The sequence below is a fragment of the Diaphorobacter sp. B2A2W2 genome (assembly GCF_056730635.1).
In genome coordinates this window covers 113,057-139,491 of sequence record NZ_JBWZOR010000005.1, presented here as the reverse complement: position 1 = coordinate 139,491, position 26,435 = coordinate 113,057, and the positions used below count along the sequence as shown (strand labels likewise).

The following is a 26,435-nucleotide window of genomic DNA, read 5'->3' as shown; positions in this document are numbered from 1 at the left end:
AAATCATTCCATGAGCAGTATATTGTGCTGATGAAGGGTGAAACATCATGTGAATCGGCATCCTATTTCGGTATGCGGGGCCTACAGTGGCGCGATGAACGCCCCCACGCCCCTCGCAACACTGGCTACCCTCGCTGCCGCGGCCAGCCCCGATACCGACCCCCAGGAAACCGCCGAATGGCGTGACGCCCTGCAGGCCCTGGTGGCCACGGGAGGGCCTGAGCGCGCGCGCTTTCTGCTGGACGAGCTGAACCGGCTGGCCGGCCAATTGCGCGTGGACTGGCGCCCCGGCTTGAATACGCCCTACGTGAACACCGTGTCCGTGCAGGAGCAGGGGGTGTTCCCCGGCGACCTGGCGATCGAGGAACGTCTGGCGTCCATCATGCGCTGGAACGCGCTGGCCATGGTGGTGCGCGCCAACCAGGCGTACGGAGAACTCGGCGGCCACATTGCCAGCTACGCCAGTGCGGCCGACCTGTTCGAGAGCGGCTTCAACCACTTCTTCCGCGCCCGCGAGGGTCTGGGCGAAGGCCAGCACCGGGGCGACCTGGTGTTTTTCCAGCCGCACAGCGCGCCCGGCGTGTACGCGCGCGCCTTCCTCGAAGGGCGTTTGAGCGAGCAGGACCTGATGCACTACCGCCAGGAGATCACCGCCCCGGCGCAGGGCGCGCGCGGCCTCAGCAGCTACCCGCACCCCTGGCTCATGCCGGACTTTTGGCAGTTCCCCACCGGCTCCATGGGCATCGGCCCCATCAGCAGCATCTACCACGCGCGCTTCATGCGCTACCTCACGCACCGCAACCTGCTGGATTGCTCCGCACGCAAGGTGTGGGGCGTGTTCGGCGACGGCGAGATGGACGAACCCGAATCCATGAGCGCCCTCACGCTCGCCGCGCGCGAGGGACTGGACAACCTCGTCTGGGTCGTCAACTGCAACCTGCAGCGCCTGGACGGCCCGGTGCGCGGCAACGGCCGCATCATCGACGAGCTGGAGCGCCTGTTCGCTGGCGCGGGCTGGAACGTGGTCAAGCTCGTCTGGGGCAGCGACTGGGACGGCCTGTTCGCCCGCGACCTCACGGGCGCGCTGGTGCGCACGCTGGAAGGCACGGTGGATGGCCAGATGCAGACCTTTGCCGCCAAGGATGGGCGCTACAACCGCGACCACTTCTTCGGCCAGACCCCCGAACTGGCCGCGCTGGCGCAAGGCATGACCGACGAGCAGATCGACCGCTTGAAGCGCGGCGGGCATGACCTGGTGAAGATCCACGCGGCCTATGCTGCCGCCGCGCGCCACCGCGGCCAACCCACGGTGATCCTCGCGCACACCAAGAAGGGCTACGGCATGGGCCAGGCCGGCCAGGGCAAGATGACCACGCACAGCCAGAAGAAGCTCGACGACGCCGACCTCATCGAATTCCGCAACCGCTTCAACCTGCCTTTGAGCGACGCGCAGGCCACCGGACTGGCGTTCTACAAGCCGGGGGACGACAGCCCCGAGATGCAGTACCTGCGCCGCCAACGCCAGGCCCTGGGCGGCTACCTGCCCCGGCGCGAAACGGTGTGCGACGTGCTGCCCGTGCCGCCCCTCGCCAGCTATGCGCAGTTCGCGCTGGCGGCCGATGGCAAGGAGATGAGCACCACCATGGCCTTCGTGCGCATGCTCGGCACGCTGCTCAAGGACGCCACCTTGGGCCCGCGCATCGTCCCCATCGTGGCCGACGAGGCACGCACCTTCGGCATGGCCAACCTGTTCAAGCAGGTGGGCATCTACAGCAGCGTGGGCCAGCGTTATGCGCCCGAGGACATCGGCTCGGTGCTCTCGTACCGCGAGGCGCTCGATGGGCAAATTCTCGAGGAGGGCATCAGCGAGGCCGGTGCTATCGCCAGCTGGACGGCCGCCGCCACCAGCTACAGCGTGCACGGCCTGGCCATGCTGCCGTTCTACATCTACTACTCGATGTTCGGCTTTCAGCGCGTGGGCGACGCCATCTGGGCCGCCGCCGATCAGCGCGCGCGCGGCTTCCTGCTGGGCGCTACCTCGGGTCGTACCACGCTGGGCGGCGAGGGCCTGCAGCATCAGGACGGCTCCAGCCACCTCGTGGCCGCCACCATTCCCAACTGCAAGGCCTACGACCCGGCCTTCGCGGGCGAGTTGGCCGTGATCGTGGACGCCGGCATGCGCGAGATGGTCGCCGAGCAGCGCGACGTTTTCTATTACGTCACGCTCATGAACGAGAACTATGCCCAGCCGGACCTGCCGGCCGAGGCGCATGCAGGGGTGCTGCGTGGATGCTATGTATTCAATAGCTATTTGCGCCCGTCGGAAGGACGTGAGGAGCCGATTCCATCTCAAAAATCGGTGGCCCTGCTGGGCTCCGGCGCGATCCTCACCGAGGTCGTGAAGGCGGCGCAGCTGTTGGCCGAGGAGGGCATCGCGGCCACGGTGGTCAGCGTGACGAGCTGGAGCGAGCTGGCGCGCGACGGCATGGCCTGTGAGGCCGGGCGTGACAGGGGGGATGCAGGCGATGCCAAGCCCTGGCTTACGCAGGTACTGGAGGGAACGAGTGGCCCGGTCATTGCCGCCACGGACTATGTGCGGGCCGTGCCCGAATCGGTGCGCGCCTATGTGCCCGAGGGGCGCCGCTACCGCGCGCTGGGCACGGATGGCTTTGGCCGCAGCGACACGCGGGCGGCGCTGCGTGCGTACTTTGGGGTCGATGCCGCCAGCATTGCGCAGGCGGCGCGGGCCGCGCTGACGGGTTGAGGGGCGGGAACGAAGCCGCCTCAGCCGGACAGTGGCCGGCCGAAGAACGCATCCAGCACGGGCAGCAGGGTGGGGAATTCCTGCCCGAAACGTTCACGGTGCACGAAGTACGCCTCGCAGGCCACGGCGAAGAACTCCGCGGGCGCGGTGGCGCCGTACGCATCCAGCCACGGCCACGCACCGCCGAAGCGCTCGGCGATGATGACCTGCTCGCGGAACTGCTCGTACGCGGGCTCCCAGGCGTCGCGCCAGGCCGCGTGCGCGGCGCGCGCGCCCCGCGTGCCCATGAATCCCGGAGGCAAAGGCGGGCAGCCGTCGGCCGGGCCGTTGCGCATGTCGATCTTGTGCACGAACTCGTGGATCACCACGCTGGTGGCGACCGGCTGCCCGTCCGATCCGCCCTGGCCAGCCCCGTCCACGGCGGGCCAGCTCAGCATGACGGGGCCGCGCTCCATGGCTTCGCCCAATAGCACCTCGTCGTAGTGGTGCACCACGCCGGCGGCATCCACGGCCTGGCGGCGCGCCACGGCCTCGGCCGGATGCACCACGATGCCCACGAAGTCGTCGTACCAGGCCAGCGCACGCTCGGGCGAGCCCCAGTGCAGCAGCGGCAGGCAGGCTTGGGCCGCAATCGAGACCGCCATGGCATCGGTCACCACCAGCCCATGGGCGCCGGTGAACTCCTTGCGGTCCAGGAACAGCGCACTCAGGGCGCGCAGCTTGCCTTGGTCATGCAGTGGCAGCGCCTGCAGGAATGGGTAGCGCCGCAGGGTCTGCAACCACAGTTGCGCGGAGATGTCGGGGAGGGGAGCCACGGTGGCGCGTATGCGCAGGGCCAGTTGGCGAAGGAAGTGCAGGGGTGCGCGGGTGCGTGCCATGCCGCTACGTGGGGACGAGCGGCAGGCGCTGCAAGCCCCCGGCCGTCAGGCGCAGCACGCCGGCGCGCGGCGGGTGGGCGTCCAGGTCCCAGTCCGTGAGCACGTGGCGCGCCAGGCCGGGGGCCAGTACATGGTCTGCCGGCAGATGGGTGTGGCCGTGGATGAGCGCCTGGGCCCCCGCGGCGCGCAGCCACTCGATGGCGGCCGGGCTGTCCACATCGGCATAGACCGCGGCGCCGGCCTGCTTGCGCGCCTCGCTCTCGCTGCGGGCGCTGCGGCCCTGTGCGCGGCGCTCGTGCAGCGGGCGCGCCAGCAACTGGGCCTGCCATTGCGGGTTGCGTGCCAGGATGCGAAAGCGCTGGTATTCCACATCGTTCAGGCACAGCGCATCGCCATGCGACAGCAGCCAGCGTCGGCCAGCGAACGTGAGCACCGTGGGATCGTCCAGCACGGGTATACCGGTGTGGCGCGTGAAGCCCTCACCCACGAGGAAGTCGCGGTTACCGTGCATGAAATACAGCGGCCTCGCGTGCGCGGCCTGGGCCAGCAGGGCGCAGCAGGCGCCTTCGAAGCTGCCCGGCTCGTCGATGGCGTCGTCGCCCACCCAGACCTCGAACAGGTCGCCCAGCAGGAACACCGCGTCGGCGGGCGTGCTGTGCAGGTACTGCCGCAAGGCCTGCACCGTGGAGGGCTGGGCTGGCTCCAGGTGCAGGTCGGAGATGAAGTCCACCGTGCGCCACGCGGCTGGCGCGGCCAGCTCGTCCATCGGCGGCACGGACGGTGTCATCGCAGGGCTTACAGCGCCACAGCCTTGTCGATCACCACGGCGTCGAAGGGCACGTCGTCGTGGAAGCCCTTGCGCGTGGTGCGCACCTTCTTGATGGCGTCGACCACGTCCTCGCCCTTGACCACCTTGCCGAACACGGCGTAGCCCCAGCCCTGGGGTGTGGGGGAGGTGTGGTTCAGGAAGGCGTTATCCACCACGTTGATGAAGAACTGTGCCGTGGCGCTGTGCGGGTCGCCGGTGCGGGCCATGGCGATGGTGTACTTGTCGTTCTTCAGGCCGTTGGCGGCCTCGTTCTCGATGGGCGCGTCGGTCGGCTTTTGCTTCATGTCGGCCGTGAAGCCGCCACCCTGGGCCATGAAGTTCTTGATCACGCGGTGAAAGATCGTGCCGTCGTAGAAGCCCTTGTTCACGTAGTTCAGGAAGTTGGCGGTGGACTTGGGGGCGTTCACGGCGTCCAGTTCCAGCGTGATGACGCCTTGGGTGGCCGTTTCGGCGACGTTGATGGTGACGTGCAGTTCGACTTGCGGGTTGCTCATGGCGGGTGTCCTTTCAGGTTACTTGACCAGGGTTGCAGATTGGATGACCACGGGGGTCGTGGGCACGTTCTGGTGCATGCCGCGGTTGCCGGTGGCCACGGCCTTGATCTTGTCCACCACCTCGGTGCCGCTCACCACCTTGCCGAACACGGCGTAGCCGTGGCCGTCGGGTTGGGGCGCGTTGAGCATGGCGTTGTTCGCCACGTTGATGAAGAACTGGCTGGTCGCCGAATTGGGGTTGGCCGTGCGGGCCATGGCGATGGTGTACTTGTCGTTCTTCAGCCCGTTGGCGGCTTCCAGCGGGATCGGGGCCTTGGTGGGCTTTTGCTGCATATCGGCCGTGAAGCCGCCACCCTGGATCATGAAGCCATCGATCACGCGGTGAAAGACCGTGCCGTCATAGTGCTTGTCGGCCACGTAGGCCAGGAAGTTCTCCACCGTCTTGGGCGCCTTGGCCGGGTCCAGTTGCACCACGATGTCACCCAGGCTGGTGGCGAGCTTGACCTGGGGTGCTGCGGCACCGGCGGTCTGGGCATTTGCTACTGTAAAAATAGCTGCTAGCGCACATCCAGCAAGCGTTTGGGTGATATTTCTTCTGGAAATCATGGTTGCTCCTTGATCGAAAGGGATAGGGGACCCGCGGCGCCCGGCTATGCGGGGCTGGGCCGGTGTGCAAGGCAGCGTGCCTCAGCGGCTGGCCGGGGTGGCGGCCTGGGGTGCGGCGGGTTTCGATTCGGCGGCGAACAGCTCGCGCAGCAGCTTGAGCTTGGGCGCCACCGAGGCGGCCGTGGCACGGTCCAGCTGTTGCGCCCGCAGATACGACTGGCTGGCCAGCTTGGCGTGGATGTCGCCCAGGTTCTCGTGGGCGGTGGCGTAGTCGGGCTTGGTGCGGATCGCCGTCTCCAGCGCCGCGCGGGCTTTTTCCAGTTGGTTCTGGCTGGCGTAGAGCACGGCCAGGTTGTTGTAGGGCTCGGGCAGCTCGGGGTAGTCCTCGGTCAGCTGCACGAAGGCATCGATGGCTTCGGCAGGCTTGCCGGAATCGGCCAGCGCCACGGCGCGCAAGAAGCGCAACTGCGGATCGCGCGGGGTGGCGGCCAGGCGCTGGTCCAGCTTCACGATGGCTTCGGCTGGCTTGCCCAGCTGGAGCAGGCGGGAAATGTCGGCGTACTCGTCCGCCTGGGCCCATGAAGCTGCGAGCAGGGCCACAGTGGCGGCAAGCAGATGCAGGCAGCGGAGGGCGGGTCGGCGTGCAGGAGTCATGGAGGAGGGGCTGGAGAGACGGAGCAGCGCGGTCGGGCCGCGGTGCGGGCTTATACTGCGGCCGATTGTAGCGGAGGGGTTTTGTCATGCCGGTACGCTGTTGCCGCTCCTGATGGCGGGCCCGCCGCCCTTGCGGCAGACCGCCTGCACGCCCCGCGGCACCGCCCATCGCGCGCACCCGCCCTGAGTCGCGCGCCGCACCGGGCGCGCACCGTACCCATCCGCCCCCACCGATTCCCTGGACCCGTCATCCATGAGCTTGCGTATCTACAACACGCTGTCGCGTGCATTGGAGGAGTTTTCCCCGCTCGAACCCGGTCATGTGCGCATGTACGTGTGCGGCATGACCGTGTACGACCTGTGCCACCTGGGCCATGCGCGCTCCATGATCGCCTTTGACGTAGTGCAGCGCTGGCTGCGCGCATCCGGCCTGGCGGTGACCTACGTGCGCAACATCACCGACATCGACGACAAGATCATCAAGCGCGCGGTGGAGAACGGCGAGACCATTCGCAGCCTGACCGACCGCATGATCGACGCGCTGCACCAGGACGCCGACGCGCTGGGCATCGAGCGTCCCACGCACGAGCCCCGCGCCACCGCCTATGTGCCGCAGATGCTGGACATGATCGGCACGCTGCAGGGCAAGGGCCTGGCCTACCAGGCGGGCAACGGCGACGTGAACTATGCGGTGCGCAAGTTCCCCGGCTACGGCAAGCTGTCGGGCAAGTCGCTGGACGAGCTGAATGCCGGCGAGCGTGTGGCCGTGCAGGACGGCAAGCACGACCCGCTGGACTTCGTGCTGTGGAAGTCCGCCAAGCCCGAAGAGCCGGCCGATGTGAAGTGGCGCAGCCCCTTCGGCGAGGGGCGCCCGGGCTGGCATATCGAATGCTCCGCCATGGGCTGCGCGCTGCTGGGCGAGAGCTTCGACATCCACGGTGGCGGCGCCGATCTGCAGTTTCCGCACCACGAGAACGAGATCGCCCAGAGCGAGGGCGCCACGGGCAAACCGTTCGCGCGGCTGTGGATGCACAACGGCTTCATCAACGTGGACAACGAGAAGATGTCCAAGAGCCTGGGCAACTTCTTCACCATCCGCGACGTGCTCAAGGAATACGACGCGGAGACCGTGCGCTTCTTCGTGGTCCGCAGCCACTACCGCAGCCCGCTGAACTACAGCAACGTGCACCTGGACGATGCGCGTGCCGCGCTCAAGCGCCTGTACACCGCGCTGAGCCTGGTGGCACCGGCCCCGGTCGAGGTGGACTGGGCCGAAGGCTACGCCGCCCGCTTCAAGGCGGCGATGGACGAGGACTTTGGCACCCCTGAAGCGGTGGCCGTGCTGTTCGACCTGGCCGGTGAGGTGAACCGCAGCAAGTCGCTCGCCGCGGCGGGCTTGCTGAAGGCGCTGGGCGGCCACCTGGGGCTGCTGCAGGCGGACCCGCAGGACTTTCTGAAAGCAGGCGCCGGGCTGGACGAGGCGGCCATCCAGGCGCAGATCGCCGCGCGCGCCGCCGCCAAGGCAGCCAAGAACTTCGCCGAGGCCGACCGCATCCGCAATGATCTGCTGGCGCAGGGTATCGTGCTCAAGGACTCCGCCACGGGCACGACCTGGGAGGCGGCTCAGTAAATGGGTTTCGATTCAAATTGGCATGTAGGGCTTGTGGGGTAATCGGTGGCAGCTACTAAAAAAATAGCGGATGCACCTCCGTCCCTCACGCCCCCCAGCTATTGGGAAGAGGCCTGCCGGCATCTGACCAAGAAGGACCGCGTGATGCGTCGCCTGATTCCCCAGGTGGGCAACGTGGCCCTGAGCCAGCGCGGCGACGCCTTCACCACGCTGGCGCGCTCCATCGTGGGCCAGCAGGTGTCGGTGGCGTCGGCGCAGCGGGTGTGGGACCAGTTCGCCGCGCTGTCGCGCAGCATGACGCCGCGCAGCGTGCTCAAGCTCAAGGTGGACGACATGCGTGCGGCCGGCCTGTCGGCCCGCAAGGTGGAGTACCTGGTGGACCTGGCGCTGCACTTCGACAGCGGCCGGCTGCACGTGAAGCAGTGGGACCAGATGGACGACCAGGCCATCGTTGCCGAGCTGGTGGCGATCCGCGGCATCAGCCGCTGGACGGCGGATATGTTCCTCATCTTCCATTTGGCGCGGCCGAACGTGCTGCCGCTGGACGATGCCACGCTGATCCAGGGCATCAGCCAGCATTATTTTTCGGGCGATCCGGTCAGCCGCAGCGATGCGCGCGAAGTGGCTGATGCGTGGAAACCCTGGTGCAGCGTGGCGAGTTGGTATATTTGGCGGTCGCTCGCCCCCCTGCCGGTGGACTACTGAACAACGCAGGGCGGCCGGTACCGGGCACCGCCCCGAGGAGAAAACAAGTTGGCGAAAAAGACCTTTCTGGACTTCGAGCAGCCCATTGGCGAGCTGGAATCCAAAATCGAAGAACTGCGCTATGTGCAGAACGAGAGCGCGGTGGACATCTCCGAGGAGATTGACCAGCTCAGCAAGAAGAGCCTGCAGCTCACCAAGGACATCTACAGTGACCTGACCCCCTGGCAGATCACGAAGATCGCGCGCCATCCGGAGCGCCCGTACACCATGGACTACGTGCGCGAGATCTTCACGGATTTCGTGGAAATGCACGGCGACCGGCACTTCGCGGACGACCAGTCCATCGTGGGGGGCCTCGCGCGCTTCAACGGCCACGCCTGCATGGTGCTGGGCCACCAGAAGGGCCGCGACACCAAGGAGCGCACCGCGCGCAACTTCGGCATGAGCCGGCCCGAGGGCTACCGCAAGGCCCTGCGCCTGATGAAGACGGCCGAGAAGTTCAAGCTGCCCGTGTTCACTTTCGTCGATACGCCCGGTGCATACCCCGGCATCGACGCCGAGGAGCGCGGCCAGTCCGAAGCCATCGGCCGCAACATCTACGAGATGGCCCAGCTGGAAGTGCCGATCATCACCACGGTGATCGGCGAAGGCGGATCCGGCGGTGCGCTGGCCATCAGCGTGGCCGACCAGGTCATCATGCTGCAATACTCGATTTACTCGGTCATCAGCCCCGAGGGCTGCGCGTCCATCCTCTGGAAGACCAGCGACCGCGCGCAGGATGCCGCCGAGGCCATGGGCATCACGGCGCACCGCCTGAAGGCCCTGGGTCTGGTGGACAAGATCGTGAACGAGCCCGTGGGGGGCGCACACCGCGACCACAAGCAGATGGCCGCCTTCCTCAAGCGTGCCCTGGGCGACGCCTACCGCCAGCTGTCGGACCTCAAGCCCAAGGAACTGCAGGACCGCCGCTACGAGCGTCTGCAGAGCTACGGCCGTTTCACGGACACCAAGGCGGACAGCCGCTAAGGCGGGAGGCGCACGCGCAGTCAGCGACGCGCCGATCCTTGAAAAAGGTGGGGGAATCCCCGCCTTTTTTTGTCACTTACTTGTATCAAAACGTATTATCTTTCCTCGTGCGGACGCGCATCGGCGCAGGAAAGAAGGGTTACGTATGTCTCTGTGGAAGTCTCTCAAGGGCCAGATTCTGCTGGTGTCGCTGGCGTGCCTGGTGGTGGCGTTGGTCGCGCTCTCGGCGGCGAATCTGTGGACTGCCCGCTCGCACGCCCATGCGTCGCTGGCGTCCGAAACGCAGCTGCTCGCGCACAGCCATGTGGAAACGCTGCGCACCTGGGCCAACGCCAAGGCCGCCATCGTGGAAGCCGCAGGCGCGGCGCTGGATGACGAGCAGCCTCCCAAGGCGCTGCTGATGCTGTCCAAGGCGGGGGACTTCCTGGTCAGCTACTTTAGCTACGCCGACAAACGGACGGCGTTTTCGTCGCCCCAGAACCTGCCGCCCGATTACGACCCGACCACGCGGCCCTGGTACCAGCAAGCCGCCCAGGCCAGCGGGAGCGTTCTCACCGCCCCGTATGCGGACGCGGGCGGCAACGGCCTGGTGGTGACCTTCGCGCGCGCCGCCCGCGAAGGGGGCCGCGTCAAGGCCGTGATGGCCGGGGACGTTTCGCTGGCTGCGGTGATTGCCAACGTCACCTCCATCAAGCCCACGCCGTCCAGCTACGCCTTTCTCGTCGGAGGCGACGGCGCCATCATCGCCCACCCCGACGCCAAGCTGGCGCTGAAGCCGGCGACCGACATCGCCCCCGCGCTGTCGGCGCAGGGCCTGGCCGGCATTGCGCAAAGCGGCGCGCTGCAGGCCATGGAACTGCAGGGCCGGCCCATGCTGCTGCATGTCTCCAAGGTTCCGGACACCCCTTGGATGCTGGTGATTGCCCAGGACCGTGACGAGGCGCTGGCCGCCATCTCCAGCATGCTGCGCGTTTCGCTGGTGGCCGGCATTGCGGTACTGGTGGTCGCCACCCTGCTGCTGGCTGGCGTACTGGCGCGGCGCCTGCGCCAACTCACCCAGGTGCGCGACGCCATGCACCAGATTGGCGAGGGCGACGGCGACCTGTCGCGCCGCATCGACGCGCAGGGCGAGAACGAACTCGCGCAGATCGCGGGCAGTTTCAACAACTTTGCCACCAAGCTCTCGGGTGTGCTGGCGCAGATCCGGGATGCGAGCCAGTCGGTGCGTCTGGCGTCGGAAGAGATCGCCACGGGCAACCAGGACCTGTCCAGCCGTACCGAGCTGACGGCCTCCAGCCTGCAGCAGACAGCCGCCTCGATGCAGCAGCTCACCGAGACGGTGCGCCACAACGCCGACGCGGCCCGCCAGGCCAACCAACTGGTGGCGCAGGCGGCGGGGGTGGCCCAGCACGGCGGCACCGTGGTGGGCAACGTGGTCAGCACCATGGAGCAGATCAATGCTGCGTCGCGCAAGATCAACGACATCATTGGCGTGATCGATGGCATTGCCTTCCAGACCAACATCCTCGCGCTGAATGCGGCCGTCGAGGCCGCGCGCGCGGGCGAGCAGGGCCGGGGCTTCGCCGTGGTGGCGGGCGAGGTGCGCAACCTGGCGCAGCGCAGCGCCGAGGCCGCGCGCGAGATCAAAGCGCTGATCGGCTCGTCGGTGGCACAGGTGGAAGAGGGCTCGCGGCTGGTCAACGATGCGGGCACCACCATGGCAGACATCGTGCAGTCGGTGCAGCGTGTCACGGACATCATGGCCGAGATCACCGCCTCCACGAACGAGCAAAGCACCAGCATTGGCGAGGTGGGCCAAGCCGTGGCGCAGTTGGATCAGATGACCCAGCAGAACGCCGCACTAGTGGAAGAAAGCGCCGCAGCGGCGGCCAGCCTCAAAGACCAGTCTGTGCGCCTGTCCGACGTGGTGGGTACCTTCCGGTTGCACGACGAGGCCGCAAGCGCCGGTCGGTCGGCGCCGCTGGCACTGCAGCGCTAGCGTGGCGGGGCGCTGGCGCGCGCCGATAATCGGGCCGCCATGCCTGCCCATACGCCACCGCGCCCGCACTGCCGCCGCAGGAGGGACGCTTGACCCAGTCGTTCGACGCCGCAGTCGCGGCCTTCCGGCCCCGTCTGCCCCTGGCCGTGGCCCTCAGCGGCGGCGCAGATTCGACGGCACTGCTGTTGGCCTGCGCAGCGCGCTGGCCGGGGCAGGTGGTGGCTTTCCACGTGCACCATGGACTGCAGGCGGCGGCCGACGGGTTTGAGCAGCATTGCGTGGCCTTGTGTGAGCGGCTGGGCATACCGCTGTGGGTGCGCCGCGTGGATGCGCGCCATGCTGCCGGACAAAGCCCCGAAGACGCGGCGCGCCAGGCACGCTACAAGGCTTTTGAGGCGTTGGCGCTTGACTGTCAAGCGCAGATGGCTATAAAAACAATAGCGTTGGCGCAGCATGCGGATGACCAGGTCGAGACATTGCTGCTCGCCCTATCGCGGGGCGCGGGCGTGGCCGGGCTTGCCGCCATGCCGGCGCAGTGGCAGCGCGCGGGCTTGGACTGGTGCAGGCCGCTGCTGCGCGTGGCAGCCGCCGACGTGCGCGCCTGGCTGGTCGCGCGTGGCGAGCGCTGGGTGGAAGACCCGACCAACGCCGACGAGCGTTTCACGCGCAACCGCATCCGCCGCCAGTTGCTGCCGGCGCTGCAGCAGGCGTTCCCGCAGTTTCGTGACACCTTCGCGCGCAGTTGCGAACACGCGGCGCAGGCCAGCGAGCTGCTGCAGGAACTGGCCGCCGCCGATGCAGCGGCCATCGGCCAGCCGCCCCGCATTGCGGCGCTGCGTGCATTGGGAAGGGCGCGCCAGGCGAACGTGCTGCGCCACTGGCTGCGCGTGCACCACGCCACCACGCCTACGGCCGCACAGCTGAACGAATTGCTGGACCAGTTGGCCGCATGTGCCACGCGCGGGCACCGCATTCACCTGAAGGTGGGCGGGGGCTATGTGGTCCGCGAGGCGGAGATGCTCGGTTGGTACAATCAACAGGTTTTGGTCCCCATTTCCGCACGGGACGGCGGCGCGCCAGAACAGCTTTTGCAATAGCGCCGCGCATCTGCGTCCCTGCCATTCCAGAAATTCCATGGCACTGATCGTTCATAAATACGGCGGCACCTCGATGGGCTCCACCGAGCGCATCCGCAATGTCGCCAAGCGCGTGGCCAAGTGGGCGCGGGCCGGCCACCAGATGGTGGTGGTACCCAGCGCCATGAGTGGCGAGACCAACCGCCTGCTGGGCCTGGCCAAGGAGCTCACGCCCTCGCGCATTACCTCCGCCTACCACCGCGAACTCGACATGCTGGCCGCCACGGGTGAGCAGGCCTCATCGGCCCTGCTGGCCATCGCGCTGCAGGCCGAAGGCATGGAGTCGGTGAGCTACGCCGGCTGGCAGGTGCCCGTGCGCACCGACAACAGCTATACCAAGGCGCGCATCGAGTCCATCGACGACAAGCGCGTGCGCGCCGATCTGGACGCGGGCAAGGTCGTCATCGTCACGGGCTTCCAGGGCATCGACGAGGGCGGCAACATCACCACGCTGGGCCGCGGCGGCTCCGACACCTCGGCCGTCGCCATCGCCGCCGCGATGAAGGCGCACGAATGCCTGATCTACACCGACGTGGATGGCGTGTACACCACCGACCCGCGCGTGGTGCCCGAGGCGCGGCGCCTGACGACGCTGAGCTTCGAGGAAATGCTGGAGATGGCCAGCCTGGGCAGCAAGGTGCTGCAGATCCGTTCGGTGGAATTTGCCGGCAAGTACAAGGTGCCGCTGCGCGTGCTCTCCAGCTTCACGTCCTGGGACATCGACATCAACGAGGAAGCCAAGTCCGGCACCCTGATCACCTTTGAGGAAGACGAACAAATGGAAAAAGCCGTCGTATCCGGCATCGCTTTCACCCGCGACGAAGCCAAGATCTCCGTGATCGGCGTGCCCGACACCCCCGGTATCGCCTACCAGATCCTGGGCGCGGTGGCCGACGCCAACATCGATGTGGATGTCATCATCCAGAACATGGGCAAGGAAGGGAAGACCGACTTCAGCTTCACGGTGAATCGGAATGACTACCAACGCACCATCGATCTGTTGAAAGACAAGGTGCTGCCCCAACTGGGCGCCGAGGAAATCGTGGGCGATGCCAAGATCGCCAAGGTCAGCATCGTTGGCATCGGCATGCGCAGCCATGTGGGCGTGGCCAGCAAGATGTTCCGCGCGCTGAGCGAAGAGGGCATCAACATCAAGATGATCTCCACGTCGGAAATCAAGACCTCCGTGGTGATCGACGAGAAGTACGTGGAACTGGCCGTGCGTACGCTGCACAAGGCGTTCGAGCTGGACCAGGCTGCCGCCTGAAGTTTCGCCGAAATGGCCTTGAAATGAGGCTACAATAGCGGGATTGGAAACGTGACCGAGTGGCCGAAGGTGCTCCCCTGCTAAGGGAGTATGGGGTGTAGAGCCTCATCGAGGGTTCGAATCCCTCCGTTTCCGCCAAACAAAAAACGCGCCTTCACGGCGCGTTTTTTTATGCCGGCGGCGATGTGGTGCCGCCGCGCGTCTCACATCAGCAGCGTCAGCACCACAATCACTACGCCGATGAGCAGGTTCACGCCAACCCAGGTGCGGATGCTTGCCAGCGCCAGGCCGCCTGCCGGCCAGTCGGAGGCGGCGACGGCCTGCTCCAGGCGGCTGAGCAGCGCGAAGTAGATGTAGGCGAAGATGCCCATCATCACGATGCCGAGGGTCGCCATGATGGTCCAGTCCAGCGGCATCGAGAACGCGCCGCCCGCGCCGATGCTCACCGCGCCGATCATGCCCAGCCCGCTCGTCAGCACGGCCACGATGGCGATGGCGACCGCGCCCAGGAAGCGCTGCAGCACGCCGTGCATCAGCGCCACGCGCTGCGGCGGCTCCAGCATCTGTACGGCGGGGCGCAGGAAGAAATGGGCGAAGACCATGCCGCCGATCCAGACGATGATCGACAGCACGTGGGTGAGCTTGAGGGCGTTATAGAGCATGGCGGCGCATTGTGCCGCCATGCCGGTCGATGCGGGCCATGCACTGACGCGGCGCAGGGTTGATGGTTGCCCGCCGTCAAGCGGAGGCCATGGCGGAGCGCAGTGCCCGCGCGGCCTGCACCATGTGGCGCAGCGCGGGCTCGGTCTCGGGCCAATTGCGGGTCTTGAGGCCGCAGTCAGGATTGACCCAGAGGTTGCCTGCGGGCACCACCTCGGCCGCCTTGCGCAGCAGGCGCACCATCTCCTGCGAGCCGGGTATGCGTGGCGAATGGATGTCGTAGACGCCGGGGCCGATCTCGTTGGGGTATTTGAAACTGCCGAAGCCCCGCAGCAGTTCCATGTCGGAGCGGCTGGTCTCGATGGTGATGACGTCGGCGTCCATGGCGGCGATCTCGGGCAGGATGTCGTTGAACTCGCTGTAGCACATGTGGGTGTGGATCTGCGTCGTGTCCTGCACGCCGCAGGCGCTGATGCGGAAGGCCCGCGTGGCCCAGTCCAGGTACGGTTTCCAGCCTGTGCGGCGCAACGGCAGGCCTTCGCGGATGGCGGGCTCGTCAATCTGCACGATGGCGATCCCGGCCGCCTCCAGGTCCGCCACCTCGTCACGAATGGCCCAGGCAATCTGCTCGCAGGTGCGGCTGCGCGGCTGGTCGTCGCGCACGAAGGACCATTGCAGGATGGTCACCGGCCCCGTGAGCATGCCTTTCAGGGGTTTGTCCGTGAGGCTTTGGGCGTAGACGGTCCAGTCGACCGTCATGGCATGCGGGCGGGCCACGTCGCCGTAAAGCACCGGGGGCTTGACGCAGCGCGAGCCGTAGCTCTGCACCCAGCCATTGGCCGTGAAGGCGAAGCCGTCCAGCTGCTCGCCGAAGTACTCCACCATGTCGTTACGCTCGGCCTCGCCGTGCACCAGCACGTCCAGGCCCAGTTCCTCCTGCTTGCGCACGGCGTGTTCGATCTCGGCGCGCATCTGTGCCTGGTATTCGGGCTCACCCAGTACGCCACGGCGGTGGGCTGCACGTGCGGCGCGGATGGCCGGGGTCTGCGGGAAGGATCCGATGGTGGTGGTGGGCAGCGGCGGCAGACGCAGGCGCGCGCGCTGCGCCTGCTGGCGTATGGGGAAGGGCGAGCGGCGCCGGTCGCAGCCCTCGGGTGCCGCCTCCAGGCGGGCGGCCACGGCGGGGCGGTGCACGCGCGGGCTGGCACGGCGGCTGGCGATGGCGGCGCGCGCGGCGGCCAGGCGCGGGTCGCTGTCGGCTACGCGGCCGTCCAGCAGGCCGGCGATCAGGGCCACCTCGTCCAGCTTCTCGGTGGCGAAGGCGAGCCAGCCGCGCAGCTCGGGGTCCAGCGCATCCTCGCCCGCCAGGCTGACGGGCACATGCAGCAGCGAGCACGAGGGCGCCACCCACAGCGGTCCGGTGTGTTTGGCGGCCACGGGGCGCAGCAGCGCCAGGGCCGCGTCGGGGTCGGTACGCCAGATGTTGCGACCGTCCACCACGCCCACCGACAGCACCTTGTAGGCCGGCAACCAGTCGGCCACGCCCGTCAGCTCCTGCGGGGCGCGCACGGCGTCCACGTGCAGGCCGGCCACGGGCAACTGGCAGGCCAGGCGCAGATGGTTCTCCAGGGGCGAGAAGTAGGTGGCCAGCAGCACCTGTGGGCCGGCCTTGCCGAGCTGCCAGTACGCGGGCTCGAAGGCCTGCGTCCAGCTGGCAGGCAGGTCCAGGCCCAGGATGGGCTCGTCGATCTGCACCCACTCCACGCCCTCGGCCTTCAGGCGCGCGAGTATCTGCGCGTACACGGGCAGCAGGCGGTCCAGCAGGTCCAACCGGTCGAATGGGGCTTCGCCTTTCTCCTTGGACAGCCAGAGGAAAGTGAGCGGCCCCACAAGCTGCGCGTTTACGCGGTGGCCCAGCGCCTGGGCTTCGGCCACTTCGGCGAACAGGCGCTCGCTGCCCAGGCGGAACGCAGTGTCGGCGTGCAGTTCGGGCACGAGGTAGTGGTAGTTGGTGTCGAACCACTTCGTCATCTCCAGCGCGGGCTGGCCTTCGCCGGGATGCGGCGCGTGCGCACAGCCTGCGCCGCAGGTGCTACCGGGGGCGTGGTCGCCATGGCCCGACAGCGTCTGCACGCCCCGCGCCATGGCGAAGTAGCGTGCCAGCTCCGGCGTGCCGGGGGTGAAGCCAAACCGCGGGCTTTCGCAACCCAGCAGTTGGATGTGGTGGGCCATGTGGTCGTAGTAGGCGAAGTCGCCCACGGTCGCGAAGGCCAGGCCCGCGTCGCGCTGGGCCCGCCAGTGGCGTGCGCGCAGCTGGGCGCCCACGGCTTCGAGCGCGGCGGCGTCGATCTCGCCGCGCCAATGGCGCTCCAGCGCCAGTTTCAGTTCGCGCTGCGCGCCCATGCGGGGAAAGCCCAGCGTATGGGTGAGGATGGGGGAGGCGGCCATGGTGCGGAAGTCCTTGTGCAAGAGAAAAACGCGATGGTCGGCTAAGCGTGTTTATGATTCAAACGAAAGTTTTGTCTTTTCAACTTGAATAGTTTTAATGATGCAATCCATCCTGGAGATCCGCCATCTGCGCACGCTGCAGGCCCTGCGTGATAGCGGCAGCCTGGTGCGGGCGGCGCAGCTGCTCAACCTCACGCAATCGGCGCTGTCGCACCAAATCAAGCTGCTGGAGGACCGCTACGGCACGCCGCTGTTTGAGCGCAAGTCCGTGCCGCCGCAGTTCAGCGCCACCGGCGCGCGGCTGCTGCAACTGGCCGATGCCGTGCTGCCGCAGGTGGAAACGGCTGAGCGTGACGTGGCGCGCCTGTCCCAAGGGCAGGGCGGGCAGATGCGCATCGCCGTGGAATGCCATACCTGTTTCGACTGGCTGATGCCCGCCATGGACGCCTTCCGCGCACGCTGGCCCGAGGTGGAACTGGACATCGTGAGCGGCTTCCACGCCGACCCCGTGGGCCTGCTGCACCAGGGCCGGGCGGACCTGGCCATCGTCTCCGAGCTGGACGCCGGGGAGGCGGGCGCCGTGGACTACCACCCCCTGTTCGGCTTCGAGATCCGCGCGTTGCTGGCCCACGGCCACCCGTTGCTGGACAAGCCCTTTCTGCAGGCCCAGGACTTCGCGGACCAGACCCTCATCACCTATCCGGTACCCGACGAGATGCTGGACCTCGTGCGCCAGGTGCTGGAGCCCGCCGGCGTGCGCCCGCCCCGGCGCACCACCGAGCTGACGGTGGCCATGCTGCAGCTCGTGGCCAGCGGCCGGGGCGTGGCCGCACTGCCACTGTGGGCGGTGCAAGGCTACCTGGACCGGGGCTACGTGGCCGCGCGCCCCATCGGCGCGCGGGGCCTGCGCGGCGAACTGCACGCGGCCTGCCTGCCGCAGCTCTCGCCCAGGCCCTTCCTGCAGGACTTCGTGCGGGTGACGCGCGAGACGAGTTTCGTCACGCTCAAGGGGGTGGAGTTGCTGTAGTTTTGATAGCTGCTTGCGCTTGTCAGGTAAGCGCTAGCGCCTGATTTCATGCGTATTTCTTTTCGAGCGCATCCCAGAACGGTTTGCCCACCAGCCGCTGGCGCTCGGCGAACGGGGCGACCAGCGTGGGGTCTTCGCGCACCTCGCGCGCGTCGCGCAACTGGGCCAGCACTTTTTGCATGCCGGCCACGGCGCCTTGCAGCGCGGCGTTGGCGTACAGCACGAAGCCGTAGCCGAGCCGGCCCAGTTCGTCGGCACCCACGATGGGCGTCTTGCCGCCGATCACCATGTTCATGAGCTGGGGCACTTGCAGGCGCTGGGGCAGGGCGCGCACATGCTCGGCCGTGGTGACGGCCTCGACGAACAGGATGTCGGCGCCCGCCTCGGCGTACGCCTGCGCGCGCTCCACGGCGGCGTCGAAGCCGTGTACGGCGGCGGCGTCGGTGCGCGCCATGACCAGCAGGCCGTCGCGCCGCGCATCCACAGCGGCGCGGATCTTGCCCACCATCTCGCTGGTCTCGATCACGGCCTTGCCGCTGAAGTGGCCGCAGCGCTTGGGGCTCACCTGGTCTTCGAGCTGGATGCAGTCGGCGCCGGCACGCTCCAGCGTGCGCACGGCGTGGTAGGTGTTGAGGGCGTTGCCGAAGCCCGTGTCCGCGTCCACGATCAGCGGCAGCTCCACCGCGTCGCGGATGCGGGCCGTGTGGTTGGCGATGTCGGTCAGTCCCATGAAGCCCTGGTCGGGCAGGCCGAACCCCATATTGGTGACGCCCGCGCCGGTGATGTAGAGGGCCTCGTAGCCCAGATCTTCGATGACCTTGGCCGACAGTGCGTTGAACGCGCCCGGCACGATGACGCCGCGCCGGGCTTCGGCCAGGGCCTTGAGTTGTTGCTTGGTGGACTGCATGGCTGTTTCCTTCAGGGAGGGTGCTCTGCGCGCGCATGGAACGCATTGCTGAAATAGGGTGCGCCCCCGGCCGGGGCTAGCGGCCGCGGCGCGGGGGCCTGTGCCGGCCGCGCCGCGCTGCCGCGCTGGCGGCGTCTCCCTTGCCGCGCGAAGCGGGGGAGAAGGGGGACATGACGAAGTTGCTCACGGGGTTGGCGGCACTCTCACCCAGCCTTCCATCAGGGTGCGGGCGCTGCGGCTCATGAGGGCCTTGGTGACGCGCCACTGGCCGTTCACCAGCGCGGCCTCGGCCCCCACGCGCAGCGTGCCCGAGGGGTGGCCGAACCGCACCGATCCCGGCACGGCGGTGCGCCGGCCCCCGCCGGCCGCCTGGTGGACCAGCGTGCCGGGGACGGCGGCAGCGGCGCCGATGGCCACGGCCGCCGTGCCCATCATGGCGTGGTGCAGCTTGCCCATGGACAGTGCGCGCACCAGCAGGTCGATGTCGGCCGCGCGCACCGCCTTGCCGCTGGAGGCGACGTAGTCCGCCGGCGGCGCGACGAAGGCGAGTTTGGGCGTGTGCTGGCGCGTGGCGGCCTCTGCCACGTCGTGGACCAGGCCCATCTTGACTGCGCCCCAGGCGCGAATGGCCTCGAAGCGGGCCAGGGCCGCGGCATCGCCATTGATCGCGTCCTGCAGCTCGGTGCCGGTGCAGCCGACGTCCCTGGCGTTCAGGAAGATGGTCGGGATGCCCGCGTTGATGAGCGTGGCCTGCAAGCGGCCCACGCCTGGCACGTCCAGCGTATCGACCAGCTGTCCGGTGGGGAACAGGGCACTGCCGCCGCCTTCGCCTCCTTCACCGCCATCGGCCGGGTCGAGGAATTCGAGCAACACCTCGGCGGCGGGGAAGGCCACGCCGTCCAGCGCAAAGTCGCCCGTCTCCTGCACCTGGCCACCTACGACGGGTACGTGGGCGACGATGGTCTTGCCGATGTTGGCCTGCCAGATGCGCACGGTGCACACGCCGTCGTGCGGAATGCGCCCGGGCGCGACCAGGCCGCTGGCGATGGCGAACGGCCCCACGGCGGCCGACAGGTTGCCGCAGTTGCCGCTCCAGTCCACGAAGGGGCTGTCGATGGCGACCTGGCCGAACAGATAGTCCACGTCATGCCCGGGCCGGGTGGAGGGTGAGACGATCACCGCCTTGGACGTGGACGAGGTGGCGCCGCCCATGCCGTCGATCTGTTTGCCGTAGGGGTCGGGGCTGCCGGTCACGCGCAGTAGCAGCGCGTCGCGCGCTGCGCCGGGCTGCTGCGCCGCCGCGGGCAAATCCTGCAGGCGAAAGAACACGCCCTTGCTGGTGCCGCCGCGCAGGTAGGTGGCGGGGATCCTGATCTGTGGTGCCATGTTTGCTCTTGTCTCAATAGCTGGTTGCGCTTTCCAGACGGGCGCTGGAGGCTGATTGGGCCAGAAAGTCCTGGGCGAAGCGCTGCAGCACGCCCCCCGCTTCGTAGACCGAGACTTCCTCGGCCGTGTCCAGCCGGCAGGTGACGGGCACCTGCTGCGTCTCGCCCTGCGCGCGGCGGATGGCAAGGATGACGGTGGCGCGCGGCGTGAGGGCGCCGGCCACGTCGTAGGTTTCGGTGCCGTCCAACTGCAGCGTGTGGCGGTTGGTGCCGGGCGGGAACTCCAGCGGCAGCACCCCCATGCCGATGAGGTTGGTGCGGTGGATGCGCTCGAAGCCCTCGGCCACCACCGCCTCCACCCCCGCCAGCCGCACGCCCTTGGCGGCCCAGTCGCGGCTCGATCCCTGGCCGTAGTCGGCCCCGGCAATGATGACCAGCGGCTGGCGGCGGTGCAGGTAGGTCTCGATGGCCTCCCACATGCGCGTCACGCGGCCCTCGGGCTCGATGCGGGCGAGCGAGCCCTTTTGCACCTGGCCGTTCACCACCGCCATCTCGTTGACGAGTTGCGGGTTGGCGAACGTGGCGCGCATCGCCGTGAGGTGGTCGCCCCGGTGCGTGGCGTAGGAGTTGAAGTCCTCCTCGGGCACGCCCATGCGGGCCAGGTATTCGCCCGCCGCGCTGGCGGGCAGGATGGCGTTGGACGGCGAGAGGTGATCGGTGGTGATGTTGTCGCCCAGCAGCGCCAGCGGGCGCATGCCCTGGAGGGTGCGCGGGTAGGCGGCCAGCGCGCCCACGCCTTCGGCGTCCCAGTAGGGCGGGCGGCGGATGTAGGTGGACTGCGGGCGCCAGTCGTACTGCGGCGCGGCGCGCTCGCCATCGCCCTTGCGCAGGGCGAACATGGGTTGGTACACGGCGCGGAACTGTGCGGGCTTCACGGCGCTGGCGACGATGGCGTCGATCTCCTCGTCGCTGGGCCACAGGTCGTTCAGGCGGATTTCGCGGCCCTCCACCACGGCCAGCACGTCGCGCTCGATGTCGAAGCGCACCGTGCCCGCGATCGCGTAGGCCACCACCAGCGGCGGCGATGCCAGGAAGGCTTGGCTCGCATAGGGGTGGATGCGCCCGTCGAAGTTGCGGTTGCCCGAGAGCACGGCGGTGGCGTAGAGCTTGCGGTCAAGGATCTCCTGCTGGATGCGCGGGTCCAGCGCGCCGCTCATGCCGTTGCAGGTGGTGCAGGCAAAGCCCACGATGCCAAAGCCCAGCGCCTGCAGATCAGAGAGCAGGTCGGCCTCCTGCAGGTACAGCTCCACCGCCTTGGAGCCGGGCGCGAGCGAGGTCTTGACCCAGGGCTTGCGCCGCAGGCCCAGGCGGCGGGCGTTGCGCGCCAGCAGGCCGGCGGCGATCACGTTGCGCGGGTTGCTGGTGTTGGTGCAACTGGTGATGGCGGCGATGACGACGGCACCGTCGGGCAGCAGGCCCCTGGCTTCCTCGGCGCGGGCCCTCTCCAGTTTGCTGGCGTCGGCAATGCCGCGCTCCACCAGCGCGGTGGTCGGCAGGCGCCGGTGCGGGTTGCTGGGACCGGCCATGTTGCGCACCACGCTGGACAGGTCGAAGTGCAGCGTGCGCTCGTACCGCGCCTCGCGCAGGGTATCGGCCCACAGGCCGGCGGCGCGGGCGTAGGTCTCCACCAGCCGCACCTGGTCTTGCGCGCGGTCCGTCAGGCGCAGGTAATCGGTGGTCTGCGCGTCGATGTAGAACAGCGCGGCGGTGGCGCCGTATTCGGGGCACATGTTGCTGATGGTGGCGCGGTCGCCGATCGAGAGGCTGTCCGCGCCCTCGCCGAAGAATTCCACATAGGCGCCCACCACCTTTTGCTGGCGCAGGAACTCGGTCAGCGCCAGCGCGATGTCGGTCGCGGTAATCCCCGGCTGGCGTTTGCCGCGCAGTTGCACGCCTACGATGTCGGGCAGGCGCATCCAGCTGGCGCGGCCCAGCATCACGGCCTCGGCCTCCAGCCCGCCCACGCCCACGGCGATCACGCCCAGCGCGTCCACATGGGGCGTGTGGCTGTCGGTGCCCACGCAGGTGTCGGGAAAGGCGGCCTTGCCCTGTTCATCGTCCTGCACGTGCACGACGGGCGACATTTTTTCCAGATTGATCTGGTGCATGATCCCGTTGCCCGCCGGGATGACCTGCACGTTGGCGAAGGCCTTCTTCGTCCACTCGATGAAGTGAAAGCGGTCCTCATTGCGGCGGTCCTCGATGGCGCGGTTCTTGGTGAACGCGTCGGGGTCATGGCCACCGCACTCCACGGCCAGCGAGTGGTCCACGATGAGCTGCACGGGCACCACGGGGTTCACGGCCGCCGGGTCGCCTCCTTGCTGGGCGATCGCGTCGCGCAGGCCCGCCAGATCGACCAGCGCGGTCTGGCCCAGGATGTCGTGGCACACCACGCGCACGGGATACCAGGGAAAGTCCAGGTCGCGCCGGCGTTCGATCAGCTGGCGCAGGTAGTCCGGCAACTGCGCCGGGTCGGCGCGGCGCACCAGGTTCTCGGCGTGCACGCGGGCGGTGTAGGGCAGCGTGGCCCAGGCGCCGGGGCTGAGCCGCTCGACGGCCTCGCGCGCGTCGTAGAACTGCAGCGCCGTGCCGGGCAGGGGTTTGCGGTGGGCGGTGTTCGTGGTCATCGTGGTGCTCTTGTTGTGATAGCTGCTGGCGCTTGCCTGTCAACAGATTTCATGCAAAAAGTGCTGGAAATCTAGTAAAGACAAGCGCTGCCAGCTATGGTTTTTGTCAAACGCGTTCCTCGATGGGCACGAACTTCTGGTCGACGGGGCCGGTGTAGTGGGCGCTGGGGCGGATGATCTTGTTGTCCGCGCGCTGCTCGATCACGTGCGCCGCCCAGCCGCTGGTGCGGGCAATGACGAACAGCGGCGTGAACATGGCGGTGGGCACCTGCATCATGTGGTAGCTCACGGCGCTGAACCAGTCCAGGTTGGGGAACATCTGCTTTTCCTGCCACATCACGCGCTCCAGCCGCTCGGCGATGTCGTACATCTTGGTCGAGCCGGCGGCATCCGACAGGCGCTTGGCGACGGCCTTGATGACCCCGTTGCGCGGGTCGCTCACGGTGTAGACCGGGTGGCCGAAGCCGATCACCACCTCCTTGGCCTGCACGCGGCGGCGGATGTCGGCCTCGGCCGCGTCGGGCGTGTCGTAGCGCTTCTGGATCTCGAAGGCCACTTCGTTCGCGCCGCCGTGCTTGGGCCCGCGCAGCGCCCCGATGGCGCCGGCGATGCAGGAATACAGGTCGCTGCCCGTGCCGGCGATCACGCGCGCGGCGAAGGTGCTGGCGTTGAACTCGTGCTCGGCATACAGGTTCAGCGACGTGTGCATGGCGCGCACCCAGCCGTCCGAGGGCTTGTCGCCGTGCAGCAGGTGCAGGAAATGCCCGCCGATGGAGTCGTCCTGTGTCTCCACCGCGATGCGCCGGCCCGAGTTGCTGAAGTGGTACCAGTACAGCAGCATGCTGCCCAGCGATGCCAGCAGCCGGTCCGCGATGTCGCGGCTGCCGGCCAGGCTGTGGTCGTCTTTCTCGGGCAGGGCGCAGCCCAGGGCGGATACGCCGGTGCGCATCACGTCCATGGGGTGGCTGGCCGCGGGCAGTTGCTCCAGAGCGGCCTTCACGCTGCCGGGCAGGCCGCGCAGCGCACGCAGCCGGGCCTTGTAGGCGCGCAGTTCGGCGCGCGTGGGCAGCTTGCCGTGCACCAGCAGGTGGGCGATCTCCTCGAACTCGCAGACCTCGGCGATGTCCAGGATGTCGTAACCGCGGTAGTGCAGATCGTTGCCGCTCCTGCCCACGGTGCACAGCGCGGTGTTGCCGGCGGCCACGCCCGAGAGGGCGACGGATTTCTTGGCCCGCGGGAGGGCGGTTGCGGTGTCGGTGGTGCTCATGGAGTCTCCTGTCGGAAGGGGTGTGGCGGGGTGTTCAGGTAGGTATGCGCGATGGCTGTGGGCCGCCCGTGGGCGTTCACGGCCACCATCTCGAAGACGCCCTGCAGGGCCAGCTCGTCGGGGCAGCCCGGTGCCTGGGCCAGGCCGTGCACGCACACGGTGAGCGAGCTGCGCCCCACGCGGCTGACCCAGGCGCGCAGCGCCAGCGCCCGCCCCACGGGCACGGGGGCGCAGAACTGCACGCCGGTGACGGCGGCCATCACCACGTCGCAGCCGGCGGCGGCGCGCGCGGCCAGGAACGCGGCGCGCGCCATGCGCTCCAGCCCCTGGCCGGCGAACAGTGTGCCGTGGTGGTTGGCATGGGCGGGAAAGACCATGTCGCGGGTTTCGAGGGTGCCTGCGGGGCTTGTCATGCTTCGCAATCTACGCACAATGGATGCCCCTCGTAAGCCCTGAATTGGCGAACGATTGCGAAGGCTTGCGGAGTGTTTTGCAAAGTTTGCGAAAGATTGGAATGAAAAAAACCTTCATGGGTGTGCGCTTGCGCCGCCTGCGCGAGGAGAGGGGCCTGACCCAGGTGGCGCTGGCGCGGGCGCTGGAGATTTCCGCCAGCTACCTGAACCAGATCGAGCAGAACCAGCGCCCGCTGACGGTGCCGGTGCTGCTCAAGATCAACGCCGTGTTCGGCGTGGACGTGCAGCACTTTTCAGAGGGCGACGAGGCGCGCCTGATCGCCGGGTTGCGCGACGTGCTGGCCGACCTGCCGCCCGGCGCGCCGGCCGATGCCGTCTCGCTGGCCGAGGTGCGCGAACTGGCCGCCAACATGCCCGCCGTGGCGCGCGTGCTGCTGGCGCTGCACCGCGGCCGCGCCGAGGCGCGCGAGCGCCTGGAGGCGCTGGCCGCGCACTACGGCGACGAGCGCGGCGGCGCGGCCAGCACGGCGCAGACCCCGCCCATGGCGTATGAGGAGGTGCGCGACTTCTTCTTCGCGCGCCACAACCACATCGCCGAGCTGGATGACGCTGCCGAGCACCTGGCCGCCCAGTGGCGGCTGGTGCCTGGCGCGGCCGGCGCCGCGCTGCAGGCGCGGCTGGAGCAGGCCCACGGTGTGCGTGTCGCGCTGCTGCAGGGCGGCGACGGCGATGAGGCAGGCGAGGGCGCCGCCGTGCAGCGGCGCTTCGATGCCGCCGCACGCGTGCTGTACCTGTCGCCCACGCTGCAGGGCGCGCAGCGCGCTTTCCAGATGGCGACGCAACTGGCCTTTCTGGAAGTGCCGCACCTGCTGCAGCACAGCGTGCAGGGCGCGGCGCTGTCGGGCGAGGCGGCGCGCACGCTGGCGCGCATCGGCCTGGCCAACTACTTCGCGGGCGCGCTGCTGCTGCCCTACGGCGCCTTCTTGCGGACGGCCGAGGCGCTGCACTACGACATCGAGCGCCTGGGCCAGCACTGGGGCGTGGGCTTCGAAACGGTGTGCCACCGCCTGTCCACCCTGCAGCGCCCCGGCGCGCGCGGCGTGCCGTTCTTCTTCATCCGCGTGGACCGGGCGGGCAACATCAGCAAGCGCCAGTCGGCCACGCACTTTCACTTCAGCAAGATCGGCGGCACCTGCCCGCTGTGGAACGTGTACGAGGCCTTTGCCCAGCCCGGGCGCATCGTGCGGCAGCTGGCGCGCATGCCCGATGGGCGCGTGTACCTGTGGATCGCGCGCACCGTCACGCGCAGCACCGGCGGTTGGGGCGCGCCGGGCAAGACCTTCTCGGTGGCGCTGGGCTGCGACGTGCAGCACGCGGGCCAACTGGTCTATGCGCGCGGGCTGGACCTGGCCGACCCCGAGGCGCCGGTGCCCATCGGCATGGGCTGCAAGGTGTGCGAGCGCACCGCATGCCCGCAGCGCGCGTTTCCGCCGGTGGGCCGGCCGCTGGAGGTGAACGAGGATATGGCGGGCTTTACGCCGTACCGGGTCAGCGGGGCGGCCAAGGGCGCCTGACAGCGCGGAAGCAGGCGCCGGCGCAACGCCGTCAGGCCGGCTGTGTCCTACACCGTGATGCGCCCCTGGCGAACCGCCC

Annotated in this window: 21 protein-coding genes and 1 tRNA gene; 10 read left to right on the top strand and 12 right to left on the bottom strand. The window is 68.3% G+C overall.

The genetic code is table 11. The features are described 5' to 3' along the window. Positions 1 to 94: 94 nt before the first annotated feature. Complete coding sequence (gene mdeB, locus AC1PPL_RS10985; RefSeq protein ID WP_479973275.1) at positions 95 to 2,764, top strand: alpha-ketoglutarate dehydrogenase; 2,670 nt, start codon at positions 95 to 97, stop codon at positions 2,762 to 2,764. A gap of 20 nt (positions 2,765 to 2,784) precedes the next feature. Here the strand turns inward: mdeB and AC1PPL_RS10980 are convergent, their stop codons facing one another. The 5 genes from AC1PPL_RS10980 to AC1PPL_RS10960 all read right to left on the bottom strand — a co-directional run bounded on the left by AC1PPL_RS10980 (position 2,785) and on the right by AC1PPL_RS10960 (position 6,225). Beyond that, the gene (locus tag AC1PPL_RS10980) at positions 2,785 to 3,642 is read right to left on the bottom strand and encodes a M90 family metallopeptidase (protein ID WP_479973274.1); all 858 of its coding nucleotides are present in this window, start codon (positions 3,640 to 3,642) and stop codon (positions 2,785 to 2,787) included. A gap of 4 nt (positions 3,643 to 3,646) precedes the next feature. Then, a complete protein-coding gene (locus tag AC1PPL_RS10975) occupies positions 3,647 to 4,429 on the bottom strand; it encodes a UDP-2,3-diacylglucosamine diphosphatase (protein WP_479973273.1) in 783 nt (260 codons plus the stop codon). A gap of 8 nt (positions 4,430 to 4,437) precedes the next feature. Continuing rightward, positions 4,438 to 4,965, bottom strand: a complete 528-nt coding sequence (locus AC1PPL_RS10970; protein ID WP_015913573.1) for a peptidylprolyl isomerase — start codon at positions 4,963 to 4,965, stop codon at positions 4,438 to 4,440. 18 nt (positions 4,966 to 4,983) lie between these two features. After that, a complete protein-coding gene (locus AC1PPL_RS10965) occupies positions 4,984 to 5,571 on the bottom strand; it encodes a peptidylprolyl isomerase (protein ID WP_015913572.1) in 588 nt (195 codons plus the stop codon). A gap of 81 nt (positions 5,572 to 5,652) precedes the next feature. Then, positions 5,653 to 6,225: a tetratricopeptide repeat protein gene (locus AC1PPL_RS10960; RefSeq protein WP_047351424.1), complete on the bottom strand. Its 573-nt coding sequence runs from the start codon at positions 6,223 to 6,225 to the stop codon at positions 5,653 to 5,655. A gap of 253 nt (positions 6,226 to 6,478) precedes the next feature. On the opposite strand from AC1PPL_RS10960, the gene cysS reads away from it, so the two are divergent. The 7 genes from cysS to AC1PPL_RS10925 all read left to right on the top strand — a co-directional run bounded on the left by cysS (position 6,479) and on the right by AC1PPL_RS10925 (position 14,126). Continuing rightward, positions 6,479 to 7,855: a cysteine--tRNA ligase gene (cysS, locus tag AC1PPL_RS10955; RefSeq protein WP_479973272.1), complete on the top strand. Its 1,377-nt coding sequence runs from the start codon at positions 6,479 to 6,481 to the stop codon at positions 7,853 to 7,855. Positions 7,856 to 7,900: 45 nt separating this feature from the next. Then, on the top strand, positions 7,901 to 8,560 hold the full coding sequence (locus AC1PPL_RS10950) for a DNA-3-methyladenine glycosylase family protein (RefSeq protein ID WP_047351447.1): 660 nt from the start codon (positions 7,901 to 7,903) through the stop codon (positions 8,558 to 8,560). Between the two features lie 48 nt (positions 8,561 to 8,608). After that, a complete protein-coding gene (locus AC1PPL_RS10945; protein ID WP_011804898.1) occupies positions 8,609 to 9,586 on the top strand; it encodes an acetyl-CoA carboxylase carboxyltransferase subunit alpha in 978 nt (325 codons plus the stop codon). 145 nt (positions 9,587 to 9,731) lie between these two features. After that, positions 9,732 to 11,585 (top strand): methyl-accepting chemotaxis protein, encoded by a 1,854-nt coding sequence (locus AC1PPL_RS10940; protein ID WP_479973271.1) that lies wholly within the window; start codon positions 9,732 to 9,734, stop codon positions 11,583 to 11,585. Between the two features lie 89 nt (positions 11,586 to 11,674). Continuing rightward, entirely contained in the window at positions 11,675 to 12,682 is a 1,008-nt protein-coding gene (gene tilS / locus AC1PPL_RS10935; protein ID WP_479973270.1) for a tRNA lysidine(34) synthetase TilS, read from the top strand. Positions 12,683 to 12,719: 37 nt separating this feature from the next. After that, positions 12,720 to 13,988 (top strand): aspartate kinase, encoded by a 1,269-nt coding sequence (locus AC1PPL_RS10930; RefSeq protein ID WP_047351420.1) that lies wholly within the window; start codon positions 12,720 to 12,722, stop codon positions 13,986 to 13,988. A gap of 45 nt (positions 13,989 to 14,033) precedes the next feature. After that, positions 14,034 to 14,126 (top strand) — tRNA-Ser (locus tag AC1PPL_RS10925). Positions 14,127 to 14,191: 65 nt separating this feature from the next. Here the strand turns inward: AC1PPL_RS10925 and AC1PPL_RS10920 are convergent. Beyond that, positions 14,192 to 14,650, bottom strand: a complete 459-nt coding sequence (locus AC1PPL_RS10920; RefSeq protein ID WP_187148577.1) for a CopD family protein — start codon at positions 14,648 to 14,650, stop codon at positions 14,192 to 14,194. A 76-nt stretch (positions 14,651 to 14,726) separates the two neighbouring features. Beyond that, on the bottom strand, positions 14,727 to 17,096 hold the full coding sequence (gene metE, locus AC1PPL_RS10915) for a 5-methyltetrahydropteroyltriglutamate--homocysteine S-methyltransferase (protein ID WP_479973269.1): 2,370 nt from the start codon (positions 17,094 to 17,096) through the stop codon (positions 14,727 to 14,729). Between the two features lie 97 nt (positions 17,097 to 17,193). Between metE and AC1PPL_RS10910 the strand changes: the two genes are divergently transcribed. Further along, the gene (locus AC1PPL_RS10910) at positions 17,194 to 18,123 is read left to right on the top strand and encodes a LysR family transcriptional regulator (protein WP_011804903.1); all 930 of its coding nucleotides are present in this window, start codon (positions 17,194 to 17,196) and stop codon (positions 18,121 to 18,123) included. Between the two features lie 46 nt (positions 18,124 to 18,169). Here AC1PPL_RS10910 and AC1PPL_RS10905 read toward each other — a convergent pair whose 3' ends face one another. The 5 genes from AC1PPL_RS10905 to AC1PPL_RS10885 form a co-directional block, all read right to left on the bottom strand. Beyond that, positions 18,170 to 19,030, bottom strand: a complete 861-nt coding sequence (locus AC1PPL_RS10905) for an isocitrate lyase/PEP mutase family protein (protein ID WP_287802648.1) — start codon at positions 19,028 to 19,030, stop codon at positions 18,170 to 18,172. 183 nt (positions 19,031 to 19,213) lie between these two features. Continuing rightward, the gene (prpF, locus tag AC1PPL_RS10900) at positions 19,214 to 20,416 is read right to left on the bottom strand and encodes a 2-methylaconitate cis-trans isomerase PrpF (RefSeq protein ID WP_479973268.1); all 1,203 of its coding nucleotides are present in this window, start codon (positions 20,414 to 20,416) and stop codon (positions 19,214 to 19,216) included. A 13-nt stretch (positions 20,417 to 20,429) separates the two neighbouring features. Beyond that, complete coding sequence (acnD, locus tag AC1PPL_RS10895) at positions 20,430 to 23,102, bottom strand: Fe/S-dependent 2-methylisocitrate dehydratase AcnD (protein WP_479973267.1); 2,673 nt, start codon at positions 23,100 to 23,102, stop codon at positions 20,430 to 20,432. A 106-nt stretch (positions 23,103 to 23,208) separates the two neighbouring features. After that, positions 23,209 to 24,369: a bifunctional 2-methylcitrate synthase/citrate synthase gene (prpC, locus tag AC1PPL_RS10890; protein ID WP_479973266.1), complete on the bottom strand. Its 1,161-nt coding sequence runs from the start codon at positions 24,367 to 24,369 to the stop codon at positions 23,209 to 23,211. Continuing rightward, positions 24,366 to 24,782 (bottom strand): acyl-CoA thioesterase, encoded by a 417-nt coding sequence (locus AC1PPL_RS10885; RefSeq protein ID WP_103737978.1) that lies wholly within the window; start codon positions 24,780 to 24,782, stop codon positions 24,366 to 24,368. Before AC1PPL_RS10885 ends, prpC begins: the two co-directional genes overlap by 4 nt. A gap of 101 nt (positions 24,783 to 24,883) precedes the next feature. Here AC1PPL_RS10885 and AC1PPL_RS10880 point away from each other — a divergent pair, with 101 nt between their 5' ends. After that, positions 24,884 to 26,356, top strand: a complete 1,473-nt coding sequence (locus AC1PPL_RS10880) for a short-chain fatty acyl-CoA regulator family protein (RefSeq protein WP_172207137.1) — start codon at positions 24,884 to 24,886, stop codon at positions 26,354 to 26,356. The last annotated feature ends 79 nt before the right edge of the window (positions 26,357 to 26,435 follow it).

What these genes read in the sequence shown, in the direction of transcription:
- AC1PPL_RS10965 (WP_015913572.1), bottom strand. Translation starts at nt 5,571, where the DNA reads ATGATTTCCAGAAGAAATATCACCCAAACGCTTGCTGGATGTGCGCTA.
- mdeB (WP_479973275.1), top strand. Translation starts at nt 95, where the DNA reads ATGAACGCCCCCACGCCCCTCGCAACACTGGCTACCCTCGCTGCCGCG.
- AC1PPL_RS10975 (WP_479973273.1), bottom strand. Translation starts at nt 4,429, where the DNA reads ATGACACCGTCCGTGCCGCCGATGGACGAGCTGGCCGCGCCAGCCGCG.
- cysS (WP_479973272.1), top strand. Translation starts at nt 6,479, where the DNA reads ATGAGCTTGCGTATCTACAACACGCTGTCGCGTGCATTGGAGGAGTTT.
- AC1PPL_RS10920 (WP_187148577.1), bottom strand. Translation starts at nt 14,650, where the DNA reads ATGCTCTATAACGCCCTCAAGCTCACCCACGTGCTGTCGATCATCGTC.
- AC1PPL_RS10885 (WP_103737978.1), bottom strand. Translation starts at nt 24,782, where the DNA reads ATGACAAGCCCCGCAGGCACCCTCGAAACCCGCGACATGGTCTTTCCC.
- AC1PPL_RS10910 (WP_011804903.1), top strand. Translation starts at nt 17,194, where the DNA reads ATGATGCAATCCATCCTGGAGATCCGCCATCTGCGCACGCTGCAGGCC.
- AC1PPL_RS10930 (WP_047351420.1), top strand. Translation starts at nt 12,720, where the DNA reads ATGGCACTGATCGTTCATAAATACGGCGGCACCTCGATGGGCTCCACC.
- AC1PPL_RS10940 (WP_479973271.1), top strand. Translation starts at nt 9,732, where the DNA reads ATGTCTCTGTGGAAGTCTCTCAAGGGCCAGATTCTGCTGGTGTCGCTG.
- AC1PPL_RS10980 (WP_479973274.1), bottom strand. Translation starts at nt 3,642, where the DNA reads ATGGCACGCACCCGCGCACCCCTGCACTTCCTTCGCCAACTGGCCCTG.
- metE (WP_479973269.1), bottom strand. Translation starts at nt 17,096, where the DNA reads ATGGCCGCCTCCCCCATCCTCACCCATACGCTGGGCTTTCCCCGCATG.
- prpC (WP_479973266.1), bottom strand. Translation starts at nt 24,369, where the DNA reads ATGAGCACCACCGACACCGCAACCGCCCTCCCGCGGGCCAAGAAATCC.
- AC1PPL_RS10960 (WP_047351424.1), bottom strand. Translation starts at nt 6,225, where the DNA reads ATGACTCCTGCACGCCGACCCGCCCTCCGCTGCCTGCATCTGCTTGCC.
- prpF (WP_479973268.1), bottom strand. Translation starts at nt 20,416, where the DNA reads ATGGCACCACAGATCAGGATCCCCGCCACCTACCTGCGCGGCGGCACC.
- AC1PPL_RS10905 (WP_287802648.1), bottom strand. Translation starts at nt 19,030, where the DNA reads ATGCAGTCCACCAAGCAACAACTCAAGGCCCTGGCCGAAGCCCGGCGC.
- AC1PPL_RS10880 (WP_172207137.1), top strand. Translation starts at nt 24,884, where the DNA reads ATGAAAAAAACCTTCATGGGTGTGCGCTTGCGCCGCCTGCGCGAGGAG.
- acnD (WP_479973267.1), bottom strand. Translation starts at nt 23,102, where the DNA reads ATGACCACGAACACCGCCCACCGCAAACCCCTGCCCGGCACGGCGCTG.
- AC1PPL_RS10970 (WP_015913573.1), bottom strand. Translation starts at nt 4,965, where the DNA reads ATGAGCAACCCGCAAGTCGAACTGCACGTCACCATCAACGTCGCCGAA.